Source organism: Paenibacillus caui, assembly GCF_019904135.1.
In the GTDB taxonomy this organism is placed as follows: Bacteria; Bacillota; Bacilli; order Paenibacillales; family Paenibacillaceae; genus Fontibacillus; species Fontibacillus caui.
The window spans coordinates 91,997-108,818 of the sequence record NZ_JAIOGQ010000001.1 but is presented as its reverse complement, the minus strand read 5'-3'; the positions used below and the strand labels follow the sequence as shown (position 1 = coordinate 108,818).

Below are 16,822 nucleotides of genomic sequence, written 5' to 3'. Positions count from 1 at the left end.
TAAGATGGATCAGGTGAGTACAGTGGAGAACAGAACAGTGAAAGTGCTTTTGGCTGATGATCATCAGCTGTTTCGGGAAGGACTTAAAAGAATTTTGAATATGGAGGAAGACATCGAAGTCGTTGGCGAATGCAGTGACGGATCGCAGGTGCTCGACTGCTGTACAAGATATAAACCGCAAATTGTCCTGATGGATATCAATATGCCGGGTACCAATGGCGTTGATGCGACCGAGCAGCTTCGGGAGGTCATGCCGGACGTTAAAATAATTATTTTATCCATCCATGATGACGAGAGCTATGTGTTTGAAACGCTTCGCAAAGGGGCGACAGGCTATCTTCTAAAGGATATGGAGGCGGAGTCGCTGATCAACGCGATTCGTTCCGTAGCGGAGGGACATGCGTTTATCCATCCTAAAGTAACAGGCAAGCTGATCCAGCAGCTGCGCCGTATGGAGTATTTGCATGAAACCGGGGCCATTGCAGAGGACGGCACGCTTCGTGAAGCGGGAGTTAAATTTGTAGCCGGCGACGACAACCCGTTGACCAGACGGGAGGCCGAAGTGCTTCGTCTGATGGCTGAGGGCCGGAGCAACAAGATGATCGGCGAACATCTGTTTATTAGCGAGAAAACGGTGAAGAACCACGTCAGCAGCATTTTGCAAAAGATGGAGGTTGACGACCGTACCCAGGCCGTGATCAACGCGATCAAATTCGGATGGGTTACGCTGTAGAGAAACCGCTGCTATCAAAAATATGATGTTTATATCATAGGATGATAGCAAAATTAAAGTACGTCTTTGGTTGTATGGATAGCCCAGTGGGATGGAACCAATCGTGGTAATCGCTTACCGCGTTATTGCTTCAATGATCCTACAAAGCGAGGTCCAGGGTAACTTAAGTGCAGACAACCCTTGATTCTTACTAGACACGCGGTACACCAATGCCCAGTAACCCCCTCTCTCACCATCGCATATACTGTGCTATAAGCTTGAAGCTTAAGGGTTAAGGCAGACGGTTTCTATAACCTTTACAGGTTTATCGAACCGTTCAGACGATGGGGAGGTGAGCTCCATGATATCTTTGGGATTATGGATTCTGTTAGGTTACGGGCTTGCGGCCGCCGTAGTTCACTGGCTGTACAGCCGTTCGAATGGGGGAATGTCCGGTTCCCGCGGACGGTCCATCCACTATGTATTAATCACCCGCAACCACGGTCGGCAGCTGGAGTGGTATTTGCGAGCGATTTGCTGGTATGCGGGTCTGCGCAGCACACACCCTACGGTGACGCTGATTGATGAAGATTCAGAGGATGATACCTTGGCTATTGCAGAGCGGATGAGAAGATTCGAGGGTATCCATCTGCAGGTGATCAAATTTTCAGGAGTTCTGTCAAAGGAAGAACTGGAGCGCCATTCACCGGATTTTCAGGGGGAGAGCGTATTGTTTATTGATCTTCGCCAGCCGGGGGAGGCATCCAAAATCCCCTATGTACATGTTAGCTAAAATAAAGAAAGCCTTCTCTTCGAAGGAAGAGAAGACAGGGTGAAGCACACTCGGATAAGCCAGACGGCTTTGAGTGTGTTTTTTGTTGTATTAATTAGAAAAATGACAGGATTGAACTAGCCGGAGATACGACCCGATTTATTCAGCATTTGGAATCACAAGCGATCAGGCGACCGGAGCGCCTGAAATCGGTTGTTTGATATCTTGTTTTGGGCAGGGGGGCGGAAGATGAAAGCTGCTTTATATGTGGTGAAGGTGAAAGGGCGATGGCAGGCCAAAGTAAGCCTGGATCTGCGCATGGATTTGCTATGGTGGACAGGAGGCGTGGAAAGTCACCGTGGAAAATATCCGGCGGCGGAGTGCATAGTGCTGATCATGGAAGCGGCTCCTTTAGGACAAGCTGCTGCTTGGCGTGATCAATTTGTATCTATGCCGGCTTATGACCGTTTTGATTTGGGAGACTGGGGGAAATTGATCAGCACATGGCGGAGGCAGGAGGAGAAACGGACGGGAACGGGGGCGAAAGGAACACGATCGGTCAGCCTCTGGAGGAGCTGCGCTTTAGGAGGCAGGGAAATAAGCCGGAAGCCTGGGCTTGCGAGAGATCACAAGGATGCTATTTCGGGCAGCGTACAGAACAGGGGCTTGGAAAATGCTCGGCAAGAGCGTGATGAGCCGCTGTGGTTATACCGCCGTTCAACGGGGATAACCCCGGATTTCAGACGGCTGCTCGCAGCAGATGCCTCCAATAAGGAAGGGATGGCAGCGCTTCGGAAGCTGCCCATGCCTGATGAGGTGGAGCAGCTTTCCGTGGCCCTTGCGGGCCGATCGCTGCTGCTCCCGGAACTGCGGCAGCTGCTTGATGATGCGCTGCCGCTGCTCGCAGGCTCGTGGCGCACAGCTGTGCAGCTGGCGCATCTATCCGGGAGCCTGCAGCTACTCTCCGGCGTCGCCCCGCCAGCCGGGCGACGGAAGGGGCTTGCCGGCCTGCTGCGCGGGCCGGCAAGCCCCCGCTGCCGCCGCTGCGGCAGCGCGGTAGTCCGCACGGCGCCATGCGCCTCGTGCGGGGAGAGCGGCTGCGCCTATTGCGAGGCGTGCCTCGCACTCGGGCGCAGCCGGGCCTGCGCGCTGCTGCTTCGCGGCAGCGCCGGGGGGCGGGCCGCGGCGAACGCGCGCGCGGCCCGGCCGGGGCCCCCCACCGGTCACGAGCTGGACCGGTGGGGGCTAAGCCCCGCGCAGCGCGAGGCAGCTGCCGCCGCGCTGCGGTTTCTGGCGGAGCCGAATAAAGGGACGCGGCCTGCGCGCTTTCTGCTCTGGGCCGTCACCGGCGCCGGCAAAACCGAAATGATCTTCCCGCTGCTGGCGCACGTGCTGGAAGCCGGGGGCCGGGCGCTTGTCGCCACACCACGCAGGGATGTGGTGCTGGAGCTCGCGCCCCGGATCGCTAAAGCTTTTCCGGCCGAGAAGGTGAACGTGTTATATGGCGGAAGCAGCGACCGCTGGCAATCTGCGCCGCTTGTACTGGCCACAACCCATCAGCTGCTGCGGTTTCATAAAGCCTTTGACCTTGTGATCATTGATGAATTGGACGCATTTCCCTATCACAATGATCCCATGCTCGCTTTCGCGGCGGAAGCCTGCTGCCGTGACGATGGTCATTTTATTTTTCTGTCGGCAACACCGCCCCGTTACTTGCAGCGGGAGGCAGCGGCCGGCAAATGCATGGCAGCCAAAGTGCCTGCCCGCTTTCACGGGCATCCGCTCCCGGTCCCGAGGCGGATACAGTCGCCCGGCTGCATGGAGTTGGCCAGGCGGAGGCGCCTTGGGGGAGCACTGCGATCCGAACTGAAGAACTCCATCAACCGCGGAGCGCAAATCTTCATGTTTGTGTCCCGGATCAAGCACATCCTGCCGCTTGTCTCGCTGCTGCGGACAAGCTTTCCCGATCTTGTGATCGAAGGAACTTCTTCACAAGACGGGGAACGGGCGTCCAAAGTGCTCGCCTTCCGCAGCTGCCAGATTCGTATTCTGGTGACCACAACCATTCTCGAACGAGGGGTAACCGTACCGCGCAGCGACGTCTTTATTTTGGATGCGGACAGCGGGCTATTCGATGAAGCTTCCCTTGTCCAAATGGCGGGCAGAGCAGGAAGATCCAAAGACGATCCCGCAGGGAAGGTGTTGTTCTTCTCCCCGCAGTCGACGCTTTCGCAGAGGTGGGCCATCCGGCAGATCCAGCACATGAACCGAATTGCCAAAGCAAGAGGATATATCAGCAGCGAAAAGGCAGGGAAGGAGGGATCCGGATGAGCCATCCTGGACGCTTAGGCTTTGGCAAGCTGTACACTATGTTCGCTCCACCGGGTTTTTCCTGCCTGGGTTGCGGCAAATGGACCCGGCACAGCGCTGGCGATTACGGTTATCCCGAGCTCTGCCCTTCCTGTGCGGAAGCGATTCCCTGGATCAGGGATCCGCGCTGCCCGGTGTGCGGCCGGGGGATCGGTTGTCCGGATTGTACGCGAGGAGATTGGGCTCAGCATCGGCCATTTATTATGAACCGAAGCGCAGTAACCTATGATGAGCGGATGAGAGACTGGCTTGGACAATACAAATACCGTGGCCGGGAGAGACTCGCTTCCGTGCTCGGCAGAATGACCGTACAGGGCTATATCTGGTTGGAACAGGAAATGCGCCGGGTCACGGGAGACCGAAGATGGAGAATTCACATCATCACCTATGTGCCGGTAAGCCCGCCTAGAATGAGGGAGCGAGGCTTTAATCAGGCGGAGGTGCTGGCGGCAGCGGTTGCCGGGAAGGTAAAAATGCCGCTTCTTCCTTTGCTTCAGCGGACCAGAGATACGGAGAAGCAGAGCTTGAAGTCCCGTTCGGAGCGGCTAAAGGATATGCGCAGCGCTTTTGCAGGCTATCCTGAAGGCGTTCGCCGGCTGGGCAATTTGATCCAAAATGGCCAAGGATTCAGGAACGGTACCCGATTCGGTCAGAGTCAACCACTCCGGCTGCTGCTTGTTGATGACATCTATACGACCGGGAGCACTGCCGGCGCATGCGGGGCCCGGCTTCACGACATATGCGCCTCAATAGGGGTCCAGGCAGAGGTTTACAGTCTGACATGGGCGAGGTCTTAACGTAACATTTTGGCGTGAGACAACCGATAAATAGAGAGAAGCGAACAGATAGACTTCCAGAATTGAATAGGTTAATCTAGTTTTAACCGCGTTTTTTTAAAATATGAGTGGAGGAAAAAAGAATGAATCTGGATAATTGTCCTCGCTGCGGAAAGCTTTACGCCAAAAATTTCAAAAATCTGTGTGGGAACTGCATTGCCGACATTGAGAAGGAATATGATAAATGCAGAACTTATTTGCGGGAACACAAGGGAACGCACATCCAGGAGCTATCGGACGCTACTGAGGTCTCCATCCGGCAGATCACCAAATTTATCAAGGAAGGCCGGATTTCCATTGAGGACCATCCAGAGATGATGTATCCCTGCGAGGTGTGCGGAATTATGATCCGTGAAGGCAACATGTGTGAAAGCTGCCGCGCAAGGCTTACCCGGGACTTGACAGCCGCCTCCAGGAAAATAGCGGGCGAGGAGAATGCCGAAGGAACTACTACTTACGGGGCCATAAATAAATTGCGTAAAGACTAAAACCGGTTTCAATTGACTATTAATAATGTTTCAATCCCTGCCGATAAACTTAGTAAAGATTATCGGCTTGTTTATTTGATAAAGAAAGGTGAGAGTCATGAAAGTTAATGATATCGGACGGCTCGGAGCGATTAACTCATATCAGCGTCAAGTAGAAAATCAACGTCAACCGGAGGACAGGAAGGCCAAGCGCAAGGACGAATTATCCATTTCTCCCGAAGCTATGGAGATGCTTAAATCTTCAGACAAACCGGAAAATGCAGCCAATGCTAAACGGATTCAGGAATTGAAGGCTCAGGTTGCTTCGGGGGCCTATCAGGTGGAAGCCGGCAAAATCGCCGAGAAGCTGGCTCCTTATTTCAAGGAATACACGAAATAGGAGGGGAACATGTCAGTTACCATCCTTTCGGAAACCTTGGACGCTCTTAGGGAGAGCTATTCGGAATTATTGGGAACTTCTTTAGAGAAGAGAAAGGCTATTGTTTCGCGGAATTATGATGAGCTGCTCAGAACGATGAATGTGGAATCCAGAAAGACGAAAGCGATCCATGAGCTTGAGAATCGGCTTCAGGACGGCATTCAGCTTTTGCTTCGGGAAAAAGGAGTCCAGTCCCACCTGCAGCTGAAGCTGTCGGAAATTATGCGGCTTGTGTTCGATCCGGAAGAAAAGGCGCAGCTTAAGGACAAGCATGCTGCGCTCAAACATACACTCGAAGAGCTTAAATCAGTGAATGCATTTAATCAGGAACTGATACAACAGTCCCTTTCATTTATAGATTATTCGTTGAATTTAATGGCTGATAACTGGGATCAGGAGCTGACTTATGCTCCGCCTCAGGTTCAGGACAAGAAGCCGCAGGCGAGAAGCAGGTTTGATACACGGGCGTAAATAGCAAGGATGGAAGCAGCAAGGATGAAAGAGTAAAGGAGCGAAGGAACATGACTTCTACATTTCACGGGCTCGAGACCAGCAAGAGGGCTCTTTTTGTCAATACGACAGCAATGCAAACGCTGGGAAACAATATCGCCAACCAGAATACGGAAGGCTACTCCCGGCAGCGCGTGAATACATCGGCGACAAAGCCGATTTGGCAGATGGGCATGACGAAGAGCCAGATGCCCGGGCAGCTTGGCACAGGCGTGCAAGTAGACAGCATCACCCGGATGCGGGACAGCTTTCTCGACATTCAATACCGCCGGGAGAATACCTCTCTGGGCGCTTATGACATTTTAAACACCACGATGACTGCGATCCAGAACATTTTGAATGAACCCTCCGATAACGGAATCAGCAGCGTAATGAATGATTTTTGGGATTCCTGGGAGGCCTTGAACCGGGACCCTTCGCTTCTGAGCGCTCGTGTCGCCGTTTCCGGAGCCGCGCAGAACCTCACGGATACGCTGAAGCACGTGGGAGAATCGCTAACCAATCTGGAGACTGACACCAACTCGAATATCGGCAAGAAAGTGAGCGAAGCCAATAATATTGCAAGCAACATCGCCAAGCTGAATGTGCTGATCCGCGACAACGAAGCCTTTGGCGATCACGCCAATGATTACAGAGACCAGCGTGACCTGCTTGTAGATCAGTTGTCGAAAATTGTTAACATTGATGTAACCGAAGATAACAGAGGCATGATCACTGTGGCTGCTGCCGGCAACAATCTTCTTACGGGGGATCAGGTGACACCGATGACAGAAGCGGCTGCACAGGCGGCCACAGGCGGGGAGTTAAGCGGGTATGCGGAGTCCCTTGATGAAATTGCGAATATCCGCAACCAGCTTAACGGTATGGTGGACACTCTGGTAAACGGGCCGGTAACGGTGACGCTCAGCAACGGTTATGTCACTTCTGCAAATATGACTGCCCTGAATGAAGTAACGCTGAAAGATGGAAGCAAGATTCCGGCAGGTCAGACCATTCCAAAGGGATCGGAAGTCGTTTCCCCGATGCAAGTCCAAGTTGATGGTTTCAACGGCCTGCATGAGCTTGGCTACAATTTGGAAAATCCGGCGGAATCGGGAGTTCCTTTCTTTACAGCCAGCGGAGGCGGCGCTTTTACCATTGACAACATTTCCGTAAATCCTGATATTATCAAAGATACCAATAAAATTGCAGCTTCTTCGAAATATGAGACGGTGGGCGGAACGAATCGAACGATCAGGGGCAACAGCGACATTGCGAACGCGCTTGCTTCGCTGCGGGATGTTACGTTCACTTTTCCGGATAATTTGACTTCACTCACCGAGGGGACAACGGATGATTATTTCCGGGCGGTGACTTCCGATTTGGGGATCAGAGCAAACAACATAGCCCGAAATCAGGATAATCAGCAGAATTTGGTAGATTCCTTACAAATGTCCAGACAATCGGTTAGCGGAGTGAATTTGGACGAAGAACTGGCGGACATGATTCGTTTTCAGCAAGCTTATAATGCCGCGGCACGGTCTATGACAACGGTGGATGAAATGCTGGACCGGATCATTAATCAAATGGGAATTGTAGGTCGTTAAGAGGAGGGGAATAAGAGATGCGTGTAACAGGCGTAATGCAGAACCTGCAGCTGCTTAAAAATCTGCGCAACATTAACACGGCCATGACCGTGGGGCAAAACCAGCTGGCAACGGGCCAGAGAATTACAAAACCGAGCGACGACCCTATCGGGGTCGGGTATCAGATGCGTTATGACACGGATTTGGCCAGGGACGATCAGTTTTTGGAGAATGCCAAGACAGGCAACGATATTCTGAAGACGATGGATTCTCTGATGCAGCAGGCAGACGATGTGCTCAAACGGGCACGTACGCTAACCTTGCAAGCGGCGAACGGGACTTATGGCCAGGAGCAGCGTCAGGTTATCGCCAAAGAGATCCGGCAGCTCAAGGAACAGATGGTCACGATCGGCAACAGCACTTATAACGGACGTTATCTCTTTAATGGACAGAAGACAGATCAGACTCCATACACCTCGGCAACGGCTTCAACGGACGAAACGGATCAGGGACTTTTCTATCTGAACGTAAGCCCTGCAGTTAAGGTGCCCGTCAGTATTTCCGGTGAAACCATCTTCGGTGCAGCAGGAACGGATAACGTCTTTAAGGTTCTGGATGACCTTGCAGATTCTCTGGATTCCAATAGTACAACCGGTATTTCGGCTGCTTTAGGCAAGATTGACGACTCCGCAGACCGGATTATGCTAAGCTGGGCAGAGATAGGTGCCAGAATGAACCGGTTCGATCTCATGCAGAGCCGAATTGGCGATGACCAGAACAATCTCCATGAACAACGTTCCGAGGTAGCCGACGTCGATATGCCTACGGCTATTACCGATTTGAAGATGAAGGAAAACGTCCTTCAGGCTGCTTTGTCCACAGGGGCCAGAATCATGCAGACTTCTTTGCTGGATTTTCTGAGGTAGTAAATCCGGCAGAGGAGGGCGGAGGTGAATCATGGATTTTTCGGCTGTAACTTCGGGCTCATGGGGACAGTACATTCCCGCGGAATTGACGATTAAGACTGAGTCGGCAGAGCTTGAAACCGATATGAGCGGCGTTTATGACGACATGGATTTAAAACGCCCTTATTCCCTAATGAAGGAATTCAATCAGAAGACTCAGGCTGAGCTTCTGGAACTCATTGCAGCCAAGGCCCGGGAAGGCGACAGGATGGCTAATATAGCATCAGGAGAGAAAAATGTATTCGGTGCAATCGCCCATGAGCGTTATATGAGAAGCGGTCAGAAGGAACTTAATGTTGGGCTTGTGCCTCATCAGGGCGTAATCATAGACTTCCGTATTCACCCTCCGGAAATTAACTTCGAGGTAAGAGGGGGGCTTCCCAAATGAAGGTGATCCAGAGTCCCGTTTACGGTCCGCTGGAGCTCAGTGCTAATCAGATCTACAAGTTTGAAACCGAAATTCTGGGAATATCCGATATTCATGATTACGGGCTTTTCCCTTTGGCAGACACCTCTTTTTTTGTCTTGCATGCTCTTCAGGAAGATGTGAGCTTTATTCTTCTTCCTGCACACGAGGCGCTGGAAAATTACAGCTTTAAAATATCGGATGAAGTTGTAGAGCTGCTAAAGCTGGAATCCCCGGATGACGTTGGGGTGATGCTGATCGTCAATATCCAGAACAGTGAGCTGTACGCCAATCTGATGGCGCCTATTCTGCTTTCTCCCCATTCATTAAGGGGAATTCAATATATACTCAAGGACCAGGATATGCCGATTCGCTATCTGATTAAGCGTAAGGAGGGCGAATAAATGCTTGTCCTAAAGCGCCGGATCGGCGAAACTGTCATGATTGGCAACGACATTGCGGTCCAAATCCTGGGGATCGAAGGCGATCAAATCAAAATCGGCTTCATAGCCCCCAAGGATGTTCAAATTCTTCGCAAGGAACTGTATGAAGGAATCGTTTCAGAAAATAAGTTAGCTAAGGAACAGACTGAGCAATTGCAGCAAGAACAAATCCTTAACTTGCTTAAAAATTTTAAAATGTAATTCATTTTAACATTTGGGTGGGATAGGGATGAATATCCGTCGCGTGGAAACAGTGAGTGTAGAAACAGTAAAATCTTTTTCAGGGAGTGCTCCGGGTCTTCCCTTGCAGCCGATAGCCGGCAATTCTGGAATTGAAAAAACAGAAGGGCAGTACAATTACCACTCATTAACGGATGAAGAGAAAACCAGGCTGGACAAGCAGATCGAGAAATTAAACAAGGCGATCGCAGATTCCAATAGAGAGCTGCATTTCAAGTACAACGACAAAGCCAAACAATTGTACGTCGAGGTTGTGAATGCCAAAACGAAAGAAGTCGTGAATAGCCTTCCGCCGGAGTTTCTGATCGACCTTTCGATCAAAATGAAAGAATTGATCGGCATGTTCATCGATCAAAAAATTTAGCAGGAAAGGAATGAATGAATATGAGCATCAGCTTTACAGGCCTTGCTTCCGGTTTTGACTCCGGCAGCTACATTGACGCGATCATGAAGCAGGAGTCCATCCCGCTTACCAAACTGCAAACCAAGAAATCAAATGCAGCAGCTTACCAAAAAATATTTAAATCCCTGAATACGAAGCTTGCAACTTTGAAGGACGCAGCTACGGCTTTGAAGGATGCTACCAGCTTTAAGCTTACAAGGGCTACCAGTTCAGATACTTCGAAGTTATCAGTAACTGCTGGTGATAATTCGGTTACTGGGAACTACCAGGTGAATGTCACTCAGCTTGCGCAGCAGCAGGTGGCGGCAAGTAAGTCTTTTAACATCACAGATACGGGTGCTTCACTTCCAGACTCCATTACTGTGAACGGGAATACGATTGATCTTACGGATTTGAAGTCCAAAACGATGGACGAAGTCTTGAGTACAGTAAGAAGCAGAATCAACGCCTTGGGGATGGGTGTCAATGCCGCTGTAGTACAAACATCAGCTACTACCCAAGCTTTAACACTGACTTCGGCGCAGGCTGGCCAAGCCAATTCGTTTACATTTTCAACAACTGACTATTTCGGTTTCGTAGAGAAACAAGCTGCTAAAGATGCAACACTTCAGGTTAATGGTATCGATGTAACAAGTTCAACCAATGAAGTGAAAAATGCAGTTCCTGGCGCAACCCTTCAATTAACTGGTACAGGTACTTCCACAGTGAATGTCAGCCAGGATGCAGATAAAATAGCGGATAAAGTTCAGACATTCGTAACTGCATATAACGATATTATCAAGACCATTCGGGATAACACCCAGAAATCCACAAAAAATGCGGACGGCAGTCTGTCACTAACTCTTCAAGGGGACTCTACCCTGAGAGATTTGCAATCGCAAATGAACAATATGCTAAATGGCCTCTTTGGCGATAAAGCGGGATATAAATTAATGTCTGACCTTGGGCTTGAAGTAGACAAGGGGGTAACTTCGGCCGCATTGATGACCGGAGAATTATCCTTCGATAAAGATACCTTCAAATCCAAGCTTGCAGCAGATCCGGATACACTACAACAAATGTTTACGGGGACTGATCCTTCCTATGACGGTTTTGGAAAGAAAACTGTAAATTTCCTAAAGGTCTGGACAGATAGCGTAAATGGGGTTATAACCACAAAAGTCAAGGGTTACGATGACGACATCTCTTTTATTGATGATGCGATAGAGAACATGCAGACCCGCTTGGACATGAAAGAGGCAAGCTTGAAGAAGCAGTATGCCAATCTCGAAGTCGTTATGTCTTCTTTGAATAATCAGAAATCATGGATGTCCAGCCAATTGTCGGCTTTGACGGCTAAATCCTCCAGCTAAATAATTGAAATTCACAGGAGATGAAGTATTTGACATCACCTAATCTGGCAGGCTATCAAGCCTATCAAAAAAACAAATATCAGACGGCGTCTCCGCATAGATTAACGCTTATGTTGTTTAATGGAGCTATCCAGTTTGCCTTAAATGCAAAAGAAGCGATTCAGCAGGGAGATATTACAAGTACCAATAAAAACGTTCAAAAGACTCAAGATATCATTTATGAACTAATCTCTTCCCTAAACATGAGGGATGGAGGGGAAATTGCCCGGAATCTCAGGCAGCTTTATTTCTATATAATTGAACGGCTTATTGAGGCGAATATTAAGAAGCGTTCAGAATCTCTTGATGAGGTTATCGGGATGCTCGGTGAACTCAAAACGGCATGGGAGGCAATCGGAAAGGGTGGCACGCTTGATCAATGAAGCTCAAATGTCGGCCCTCTTGAAGCGAAAGAGCAGTCTATATAAAGAACTCCTTGTTTGTTCCGAATTGCAGAGAGAGCTTGTTCTTAAAGGGGATGCTGAAGATATAGGGGGACGCTTTCCCCCTCTGGCTTCTCAGTGGAATAGACTAACCATGGAAATTGAGGCCCTCCAGCAGCAAATAAACGATTTTCCCGCCGATTCTATAGCAGCGGATGAAAGTCTGACTTCTGTAATGAATGAGATACTTAGCAATATTGAAGTCGCGCAAAATAAGCTCAGAGATATGTCTTCGAACACTGGGACAGGCTTGCAACATGTCAAGAACCATCAGAAGGTCATGAATGCGTACTACAATCTTCAGAACAGGGATCGGGATCAAATCCCTTTGTATGTTGATGAGAAAAAATAAAAAGTATTTTCCAAGTTAAGCTAAACAATCTCTTAATTTGGCCGATATAAAAATTAGGCCACATGGACGTGGCCAAAACAACCAATCATGGAGGATGATTCGTAATGGGAATGTTTATTAACACGAACGTTGGCGCTCTCAACGCTGGCCGCAACTTGAACTTCAACAACACAAACATGAGCAAGACAATGGAAAAATTGTCTTCCGGCTACCGCATCAACCGCGCTGCTGACGATGCTGCCGGTCTGGCAATCTCCGAGAAAATGATTTATCAAATCAACGGCTTGAACCAAGCTCAACGTAACGCACAAGACGGTATCTCGATGATTCAAACGGCTGAAGGCGACTTGACTGAAGTTCATGCCATGCTGCAACGGATGAACACGCTGGCTAACCAGGCAGCGAACGGTACGTACGATACTACCGACCGTGTGAGTCTTCAAGCAGAAGTTAATGAGCTGCGTGCAGAAATTAACAGAATTACTGGAAATTCCAATTTCAACGGTGTAAACTTACTTGATGGATCTTCTGCTTCTGCTACTTTCCAAATCGGCGTATCCAATGGTGAAACACTTACTGCGAATTTCACTGATAATAGAACTACTGCTCTTGGTGTTGATGCCATTGATATCTCTAGCCAAACTGGCGCTCAAGATGCACTGGCTGCAATCGAATCCGCAATTAATACAGTCTCCACTAACCGCGCTGCTTTGGGTGCTTATCAAAACCGTCTGGAGCATACGATCAACAGCTTGGGTGTAACTTCCGAGAACCTGTCGGCTGCTAACTCCCGTATTAAAGATGCTGACATGGCTACTGAAATGACAGCATTCACGAAGAATCAAATTTTGGTTCAATCCGGTACTGCTATGCTGGCTCAAGCAAACTCTGCACCGCAAGCAGTTCTTAAATTGTTGGGATAATCATTTGAAACAGCGCAATAAGCTCTCCATTTCAATGGAGGGCTTATTTTTTTGTCTTCAATATACAAAGCTACTATTGACTGACCGATAAAGAATGTAAAGATAAAACATTTGAAATGGTTCACATACATTTAGTGGGTATTTCTGGATATTATAAGGGATTGACTGAGGAGATTGTAGTGAAAGTGATACAAACTTTTAGTAGAGTTACCATGCATAGCACCAAATATTTGAGTAGGATAGCTGCTTCGAGACGAAGGGAATTCATAAGAAGTTGGTCTCCGAATCTTAAAGTGAAAATTCAAACATAACTTGTCCGGGTTCTGTATATCTGTTTTTTTACAATCAATGTTTTTGGACAGCTTAAGTATAATGAATGTAAATAGTATCATTAAACTATACCTTATTCCTGCCTGCATTAAACATAAAAAAGGAGTGCTGAAATGAAGATACTCACTAGTATTATAATAATTACTTACAACCAGTTAAAATATACCCAAGAATGTATTGCTAGTATCAGACAGTACACCGAGGCGGGAACTTATGAGTTGATTGTCATAGATAACAATTCCACCGATGGAACTCAGGAGTGGTTGAGTAGCCAGCAAGATATCTTATCTGTACTGAATACTCAAAATTTCGGATTTCCAAAAGGTTGCAACCAAGGGATAGCACTTGCTAAAGGGGAAACTGTACTTCTTCTTAATAATGACACCGTAGTAACACCAAGATGGCTTGAACTACTGCTGGAACGGCTCTACAGCGATGAGTGCATCGCGGCAGTAGGTCCGGTAACAAATAATATGTCGAACTATCAGCAAATTCAAGTCCCTTATAAAACTATTGATGAAATGATTACTTTTGCGGATCAATATAATAAACCGGATGACGATGCGTATGAATATAGATTAAGGTTAATGGGCTTTTGTTTGTTGATGAAGAAACAGATTATTGAGCAAATTGGATTTTTAGACGAACGATTTTCTCCGGGGAATTATGAGGATGATGACTTAAGCTACAGAATAATAGAAGCTGGGTATCATTTGGTTCTCTGCAAAAATGTCTTTATACATCATTATGGATCTGTATCATTTGGTGCTCAAAATGATAAATATACAGCTCTGCTAAAAAAGAATAAACAAAAGTTTATCGAAAAGTGGGGATTTGAATCGGGATATTCGTCCTTTATAAGGAATGATATTATCCAATTAATAAATCCTTATGATAAAAATTCGTCTATTCGTGTGTTGGAAATAGGCTGTGCTTGCGGCGGAACATTACTGGGGATAAAAAGCAAGTATAGAAATGCTGAATTACACGGAATTGAAATAAATAAGGCCGCAGCGATTATTGCATCCAATTTTGCAAATGTTAGAATAGCGAATGTTGAGAATCAACTCGATTATCCCCCTAAACATTTTGATTATATATTGCTGCCGGATGTATTGGAACATTTGACAGATCCTTGGAACGTATTGAGAAATCTAGTGGTCTATCTGAAAGATAACGGAAAAATTATCGCGAGTATTCCAAATGTTATGCATTACAGTGTTTTGAAGGAAGTCCTTAACGGAAGATGGTACAAAGATTCGGGAATAATGGATAATACTCATTTAAGATTTTTCACCCTACATGAAATAGATAAAATGTTTAGGGCTACGGGCTGTCAAAGTGTTCGATATCACGGAAATACTTTGACTATCAATGACGAGGATCAGAGGTTTGTTGATGGACTTGTACAGTTGTCGCAGCCTGAACTGCGAGAGCAATTTATCGTGTATCAATATTTGGTAGAAGCTTGCTCACCTCATTTTGATAGTTTCCTACAGAAATGTATTGAACGGTTTGATGCTGCCGCACAGAATGAAAATGATCTGATTAATTTATTGGATGCTACTTCTGACGGCAATGTTACAAGTGATAACTTAATTAGTATTATAGATTCTCTACCGGTTAATAGAATCAAGATCTTAAATCAATTGGCGGTTATCTTCTATAACAATAGACATTACAATTTAGTTATTCCTTTGTTGCAGCACGCATTAGAAATAGATAACTTAGATGAAGATTCTTTATACAATTTAGGATACTTTTTATATAGAGCCAGTGAATATGAGTTATCTTTATATTATCTGGAACAAATCCCAAATAAAGACCAGGATATTAATCAATTGATAATAGAAGTACAGCAAAATAAATTAGAAAATTGAGTTTGGAGTCTGTGATGAAAACAATAGCCCTAACGATGATAGTTAAAAATGAAGAAAAGGTTCTTCCCCGCTGTCTAGACAGTGTTTGTAAATTGGTGGACGAGATCATTATTGTGGATACGGGATCAACTGACCGTACTAAATGGGTGGCCCAAGCTTACGGAGCAAAAATATATGATTGGACATGGAATCATAATTTTGCGGATGCCAGAAATATTGCTCTGGATCATGCTTCCTGCGACTGGAACTTAGTTCTTGATGCGGATGAATATATAAATAACGGGGGAGCAGCTATTCGTCAGTTCATCAATCAGGAGAATGCCATTGGAAGACTGAAGTTAGTAAGTCAGTTTTCTAGTGACGATGGAGAATTATCTTTTGCCCAAAGCTTTATTTCGCGAATTTTTCCGTCTGGAGTCAGGTACGAAGGGAGAATTCATGAGCAATTGGTCTCCGATCTTCCAAGGATTAAGCTTCCTGTTGAAATTCTGCATGACGGCTATATGAAGTCCAAGGCAGATCGGAATATCCCTATTTTGCAGATAGAAATTGCGAATAATCCTAAAGATTCATATTCTCACTACCAAATTGCCAAAGAATTTAGAGGAATTAACAATCATGTTCAAGCATGTCATCATCTTGAGCAAGCGTATGCTTTGCTGACAAAAATGGAATCCTATGCTCCTAACGTGATCGTTAATTTAATTTATGAATTAATTGCTACCAACCAGCTTGAAGCGGGTTTGCCGATTATTCAGAGAGAACAGGCCTTTTTGCAGGATTTTGCCGATTTTCATTTTGTTTGCGGTGTGTTTTATATGAAATTGATTTTAAGCAATACAAAGAAATATATCGATTTGTTTCCGTTAATTGAAGCATCATATTTAAAATGTTTGGAAATTGGTGAGACAGATCAGTATGAGAGTGTTTTAGGCACGGGAAGCTTTACCGCCTTGCACAATTTGGGTAGTCTATATGAGGTTATGGGCAATCTGGAGAGGGCAACGAGTTGCTATAAGAAAGCGGCATCTTACGGTTATAAACCATCTGAAAAAAGACTTCAACATATTTAGAAAGAATGTACTGTGAGAAACTCCATATGAGTATGAATACTATTATATCTGTTAATAAAATAAATAATTGATGAAAAGAAGAGTTGCTAAAGATAAACAATTCTGAATTTTTCTTGTCCCCTGTTTCACCCCCGCCCATTCCGGGTTATATATAATTGCAGACTCCATTTTATGTATACCGTGAAAACACACGCGTCTTCGTCAAATAGACAGTTTTCTACATGAAGCAACAATTTACCCCGATTGACATCGGAGAACAGCGGATGGTATATTCGAATTGTGGGCCTGACTCACTTATTTGA

Annotated in this window: 19 protein-coding genes; all 19 read left to right on the top strand. The window is 46.8% G+C overall.

The window, feature by feature from the left end; all coding sequences use genetic code 11:
• Positions 1-4 precede the first annotated feature (4 nt).
• The 19 genes from K7397_RS00470 to K7397_RS00380 all read left to right on the top strand — a co-directional run bounded on the left by K7397_RS00470 (position 5) and on the right by K7397_RS00380 (position 16,520).
• Positions 5-733 carry a response regulator gene (locus K7397_RS00470; protein ID WP_223065969.1) on the top strand — a complete coding sequence of 243 codons (729 nt, stop codon included), beginning with the start codon at positions 5-7 and terminating at the stop codon, positions 731-733.
• Positions 734-1,073: 340 nt separating this feature from the next.
• Entirely contained in the window at positions 1,074-1,505 is a 432-nt protein-coding gene (locus K7397_RS00465; RefSeq protein WP_223065968.1) for a hypothetical protein, read from the top strand.
• Between the two features lie 228 nt (positions 1,506-1,733).
• Complete coding sequence (locus K7397_RS00460) at positions 1,734-3,815, top strand: helicase-related protein (protein WP_223065967.1); 2,082 nt, start codon at positions 1,734-1,736, stop codon at positions 3,813-3,815.
• Positions 3,812-4,651: a ComF family protein gene (locus K7397_RS00455; protein ID WP_223065966.1), complete on the top strand. Its 840-nt coding sequence runs from the start codon at positions 3,812-3,814 to the stop codon at positions 4,649-4,651. Before K7397_RS00460 ends, K7397_RS00455 begins: the two co-directional genes overlap by 4 nt.
• Before the next feature lie 122 nt (positions 4,652-4,773).
• Positions 4,774-5,178 carry a TIGR03826 family flagellar region protein gene (locus K7397_RS00450; RefSeq protein ID WP_223065965.1) on the top strand — a complete coding sequence of 135 codons (405 nt, stop codon included), beginning with the start codon at positions 4,774-4,776 and terminating at the stop codon, positions 5,176-5,178.
• A 97-nt stretch (positions 5,179-5,275) separates the two neighbouring features.
• Positions 5,276-5,557, top strand: coding sequence for a flagellar biosynthesis anti-sigma factor FlgM (gene flgM, locus K7397_RS00445; RefSeq protein WP_223065964.1), 282 nt, complete (start codon positions 5,276-5,278; stop codon positions 5,555-5,557).
• Positions 5,558-5,566: 9 nt separating this feature from the next.
• Positions 5,567-6,067, top strand: a complete 501-nt coding sequence (locus tag K7397_RS00440; RefSeq protein WP_223065963.1) for a flagellar protein FlgN — start codon at positions 5,567-5,569, stop codon at positions 6,065-6,067.
• Between the two features lie 50 nt (positions 6,068-6,117).
• Complete coding sequence (flgK, locus tag K7397_RS00435) at positions 6,118-7,692, top strand: flagellar hook-associated protein FlgK (RefSeq protein WP_223065962.1); 1,575 nt, start codon at positions 6,118-6,120, stop codon at positions 7,690-7,692.
• A gap of 17 nt (positions 7,693-7,709) precedes the next feature.
• Positions 7,710-8,597 carry a flagellar hook-associated protein FlgL gene (gene flgL / locus K7397_RS00430; RefSeq protein ID WP_223065961.1) on the top strand — a complete coding sequence of 296 codons (888 nt, stop codon included), beginning with the start codon at positions 7,710-7,712 and terminating at the stop codon, positions 8,595-8,597.
• Positions 8,598-8,628: 31 nt separating this feature from the next.
• Positions 8,629-9,024, top strand: coding sequence for a DUF6470 family protein (locus K7397_RS00425; RefSeq protein WP_223065960.1), 396 nt, complete (start codon positions 8,629-8,631; stop codon positions 9,022-9,024).
• Positions 9,021-9,446 (top strand): flagellar assembly protein FliW, encoded by a 426-nt coding sequence (gene fliW / locus K7397_RS00420; protein WP_223065959.1) that lies wholly within the window; start codon positions 9,021-9,023, stop codon positions 9,444-9,446. The genes K7397_RS00425 and fliW overlap by 4 nt, the downstream gene beginning before the upstream one ends.
• A complete protein-coding gene (gene csrA / locus K7397_RS00415; protein ID WP_223065958.1) occupies positions 9,447-9,686 on the top strand; it encodes a carbon storage regulator CsrA in 240 nt (79 codons plus the stop codon).
• Between the two features lie 28 nt (positions 9,687-9,714).
• Entirely contained in the window at positions 9,715-10,089 is a 375-nt protein-coding gene (locus K7397_RS00410; protein ID WP_223065957.1) for a flagellar protein FlaG, read from the top strand.
• Between the two features lie 14 nt (positions 10,090-10,103).
• Positions 10,104-11,480, top strand: a complete 1,377-nt coding sequence (gene fliD / locus K7397_RS00405; RefSeq protein WP_223065956.1) for a flagellar filament capping protein FliD — start codon at positions 10,104-10,106, stop codon at positions 11,478-11,480.
• A 29-nt stretch (positions 11,481-11,509) separates the two neighbouring features.
• On the top strand, positions 11,510-11,902 hold the full coding sequence (gene fliS / locus K7397_RS00400) for a flagellar export chaperone FliS (protein WP_237690564.1): 393 nt from the start codon (positions 11,510-11,512) through the stop codon (positions 11,900-11,902).
• The gene (locus K7397_RS00395; protein ID WP_223065954.1) at positions 11,883-12,314 is read left to right on the top strand and encodes a hypothetical protein; all 432 of its coding nucleotides are present in this window, start codon (positions 11,883-11,885) and stop codon (positions 12,312-12,314) included. The genes fliS and K7397_RS00395 overlap by 20 nt, the downstream gene beginning before the upstream one ends.
• 104 nt (positions 12,315-12,418) lie before the next feature.
• Positions 12,419-13,237 (top strand): flagellin N-terminal helical domain-containing protein, encoded by an 819-nt coding sequence (locus tag K7397_RS00390; RefSeq protein WP_223065953.1) that lies wholly within the window; start codon positions 12,419-12,421, stop codon positions 13,235-13,237.
• Between the two features lie 443 nt (positions 13,238-13,680).
• Positions 13,681-15,447, top strand: a complete 1,767-nt coding sequence (locus K7397_RS00385; protein WP_223065952.1) for a bifunctional glycosyltransferase family 2 protein/class I SAM-dependent methyltransferase — start codon at positions 13,681-13,683, stop codon at positions 15,445-15,447.
• Between the two features lie 14 nt (positions 15,448-15,461).
• On the top strand, positions 15,462-16,520 hold the full coding sequence (locus K7397_RS00380) for a glycosyltransferase family 2 protein (protein ID WP_237690563.1): 1,059 nt from the start codon (positions 15,462-15,464) through the stop codon (positions 16,518-16,520).
• The last annotated feature ends 302 nt before the right edge of the window (positions 16,521-16,822 follow it).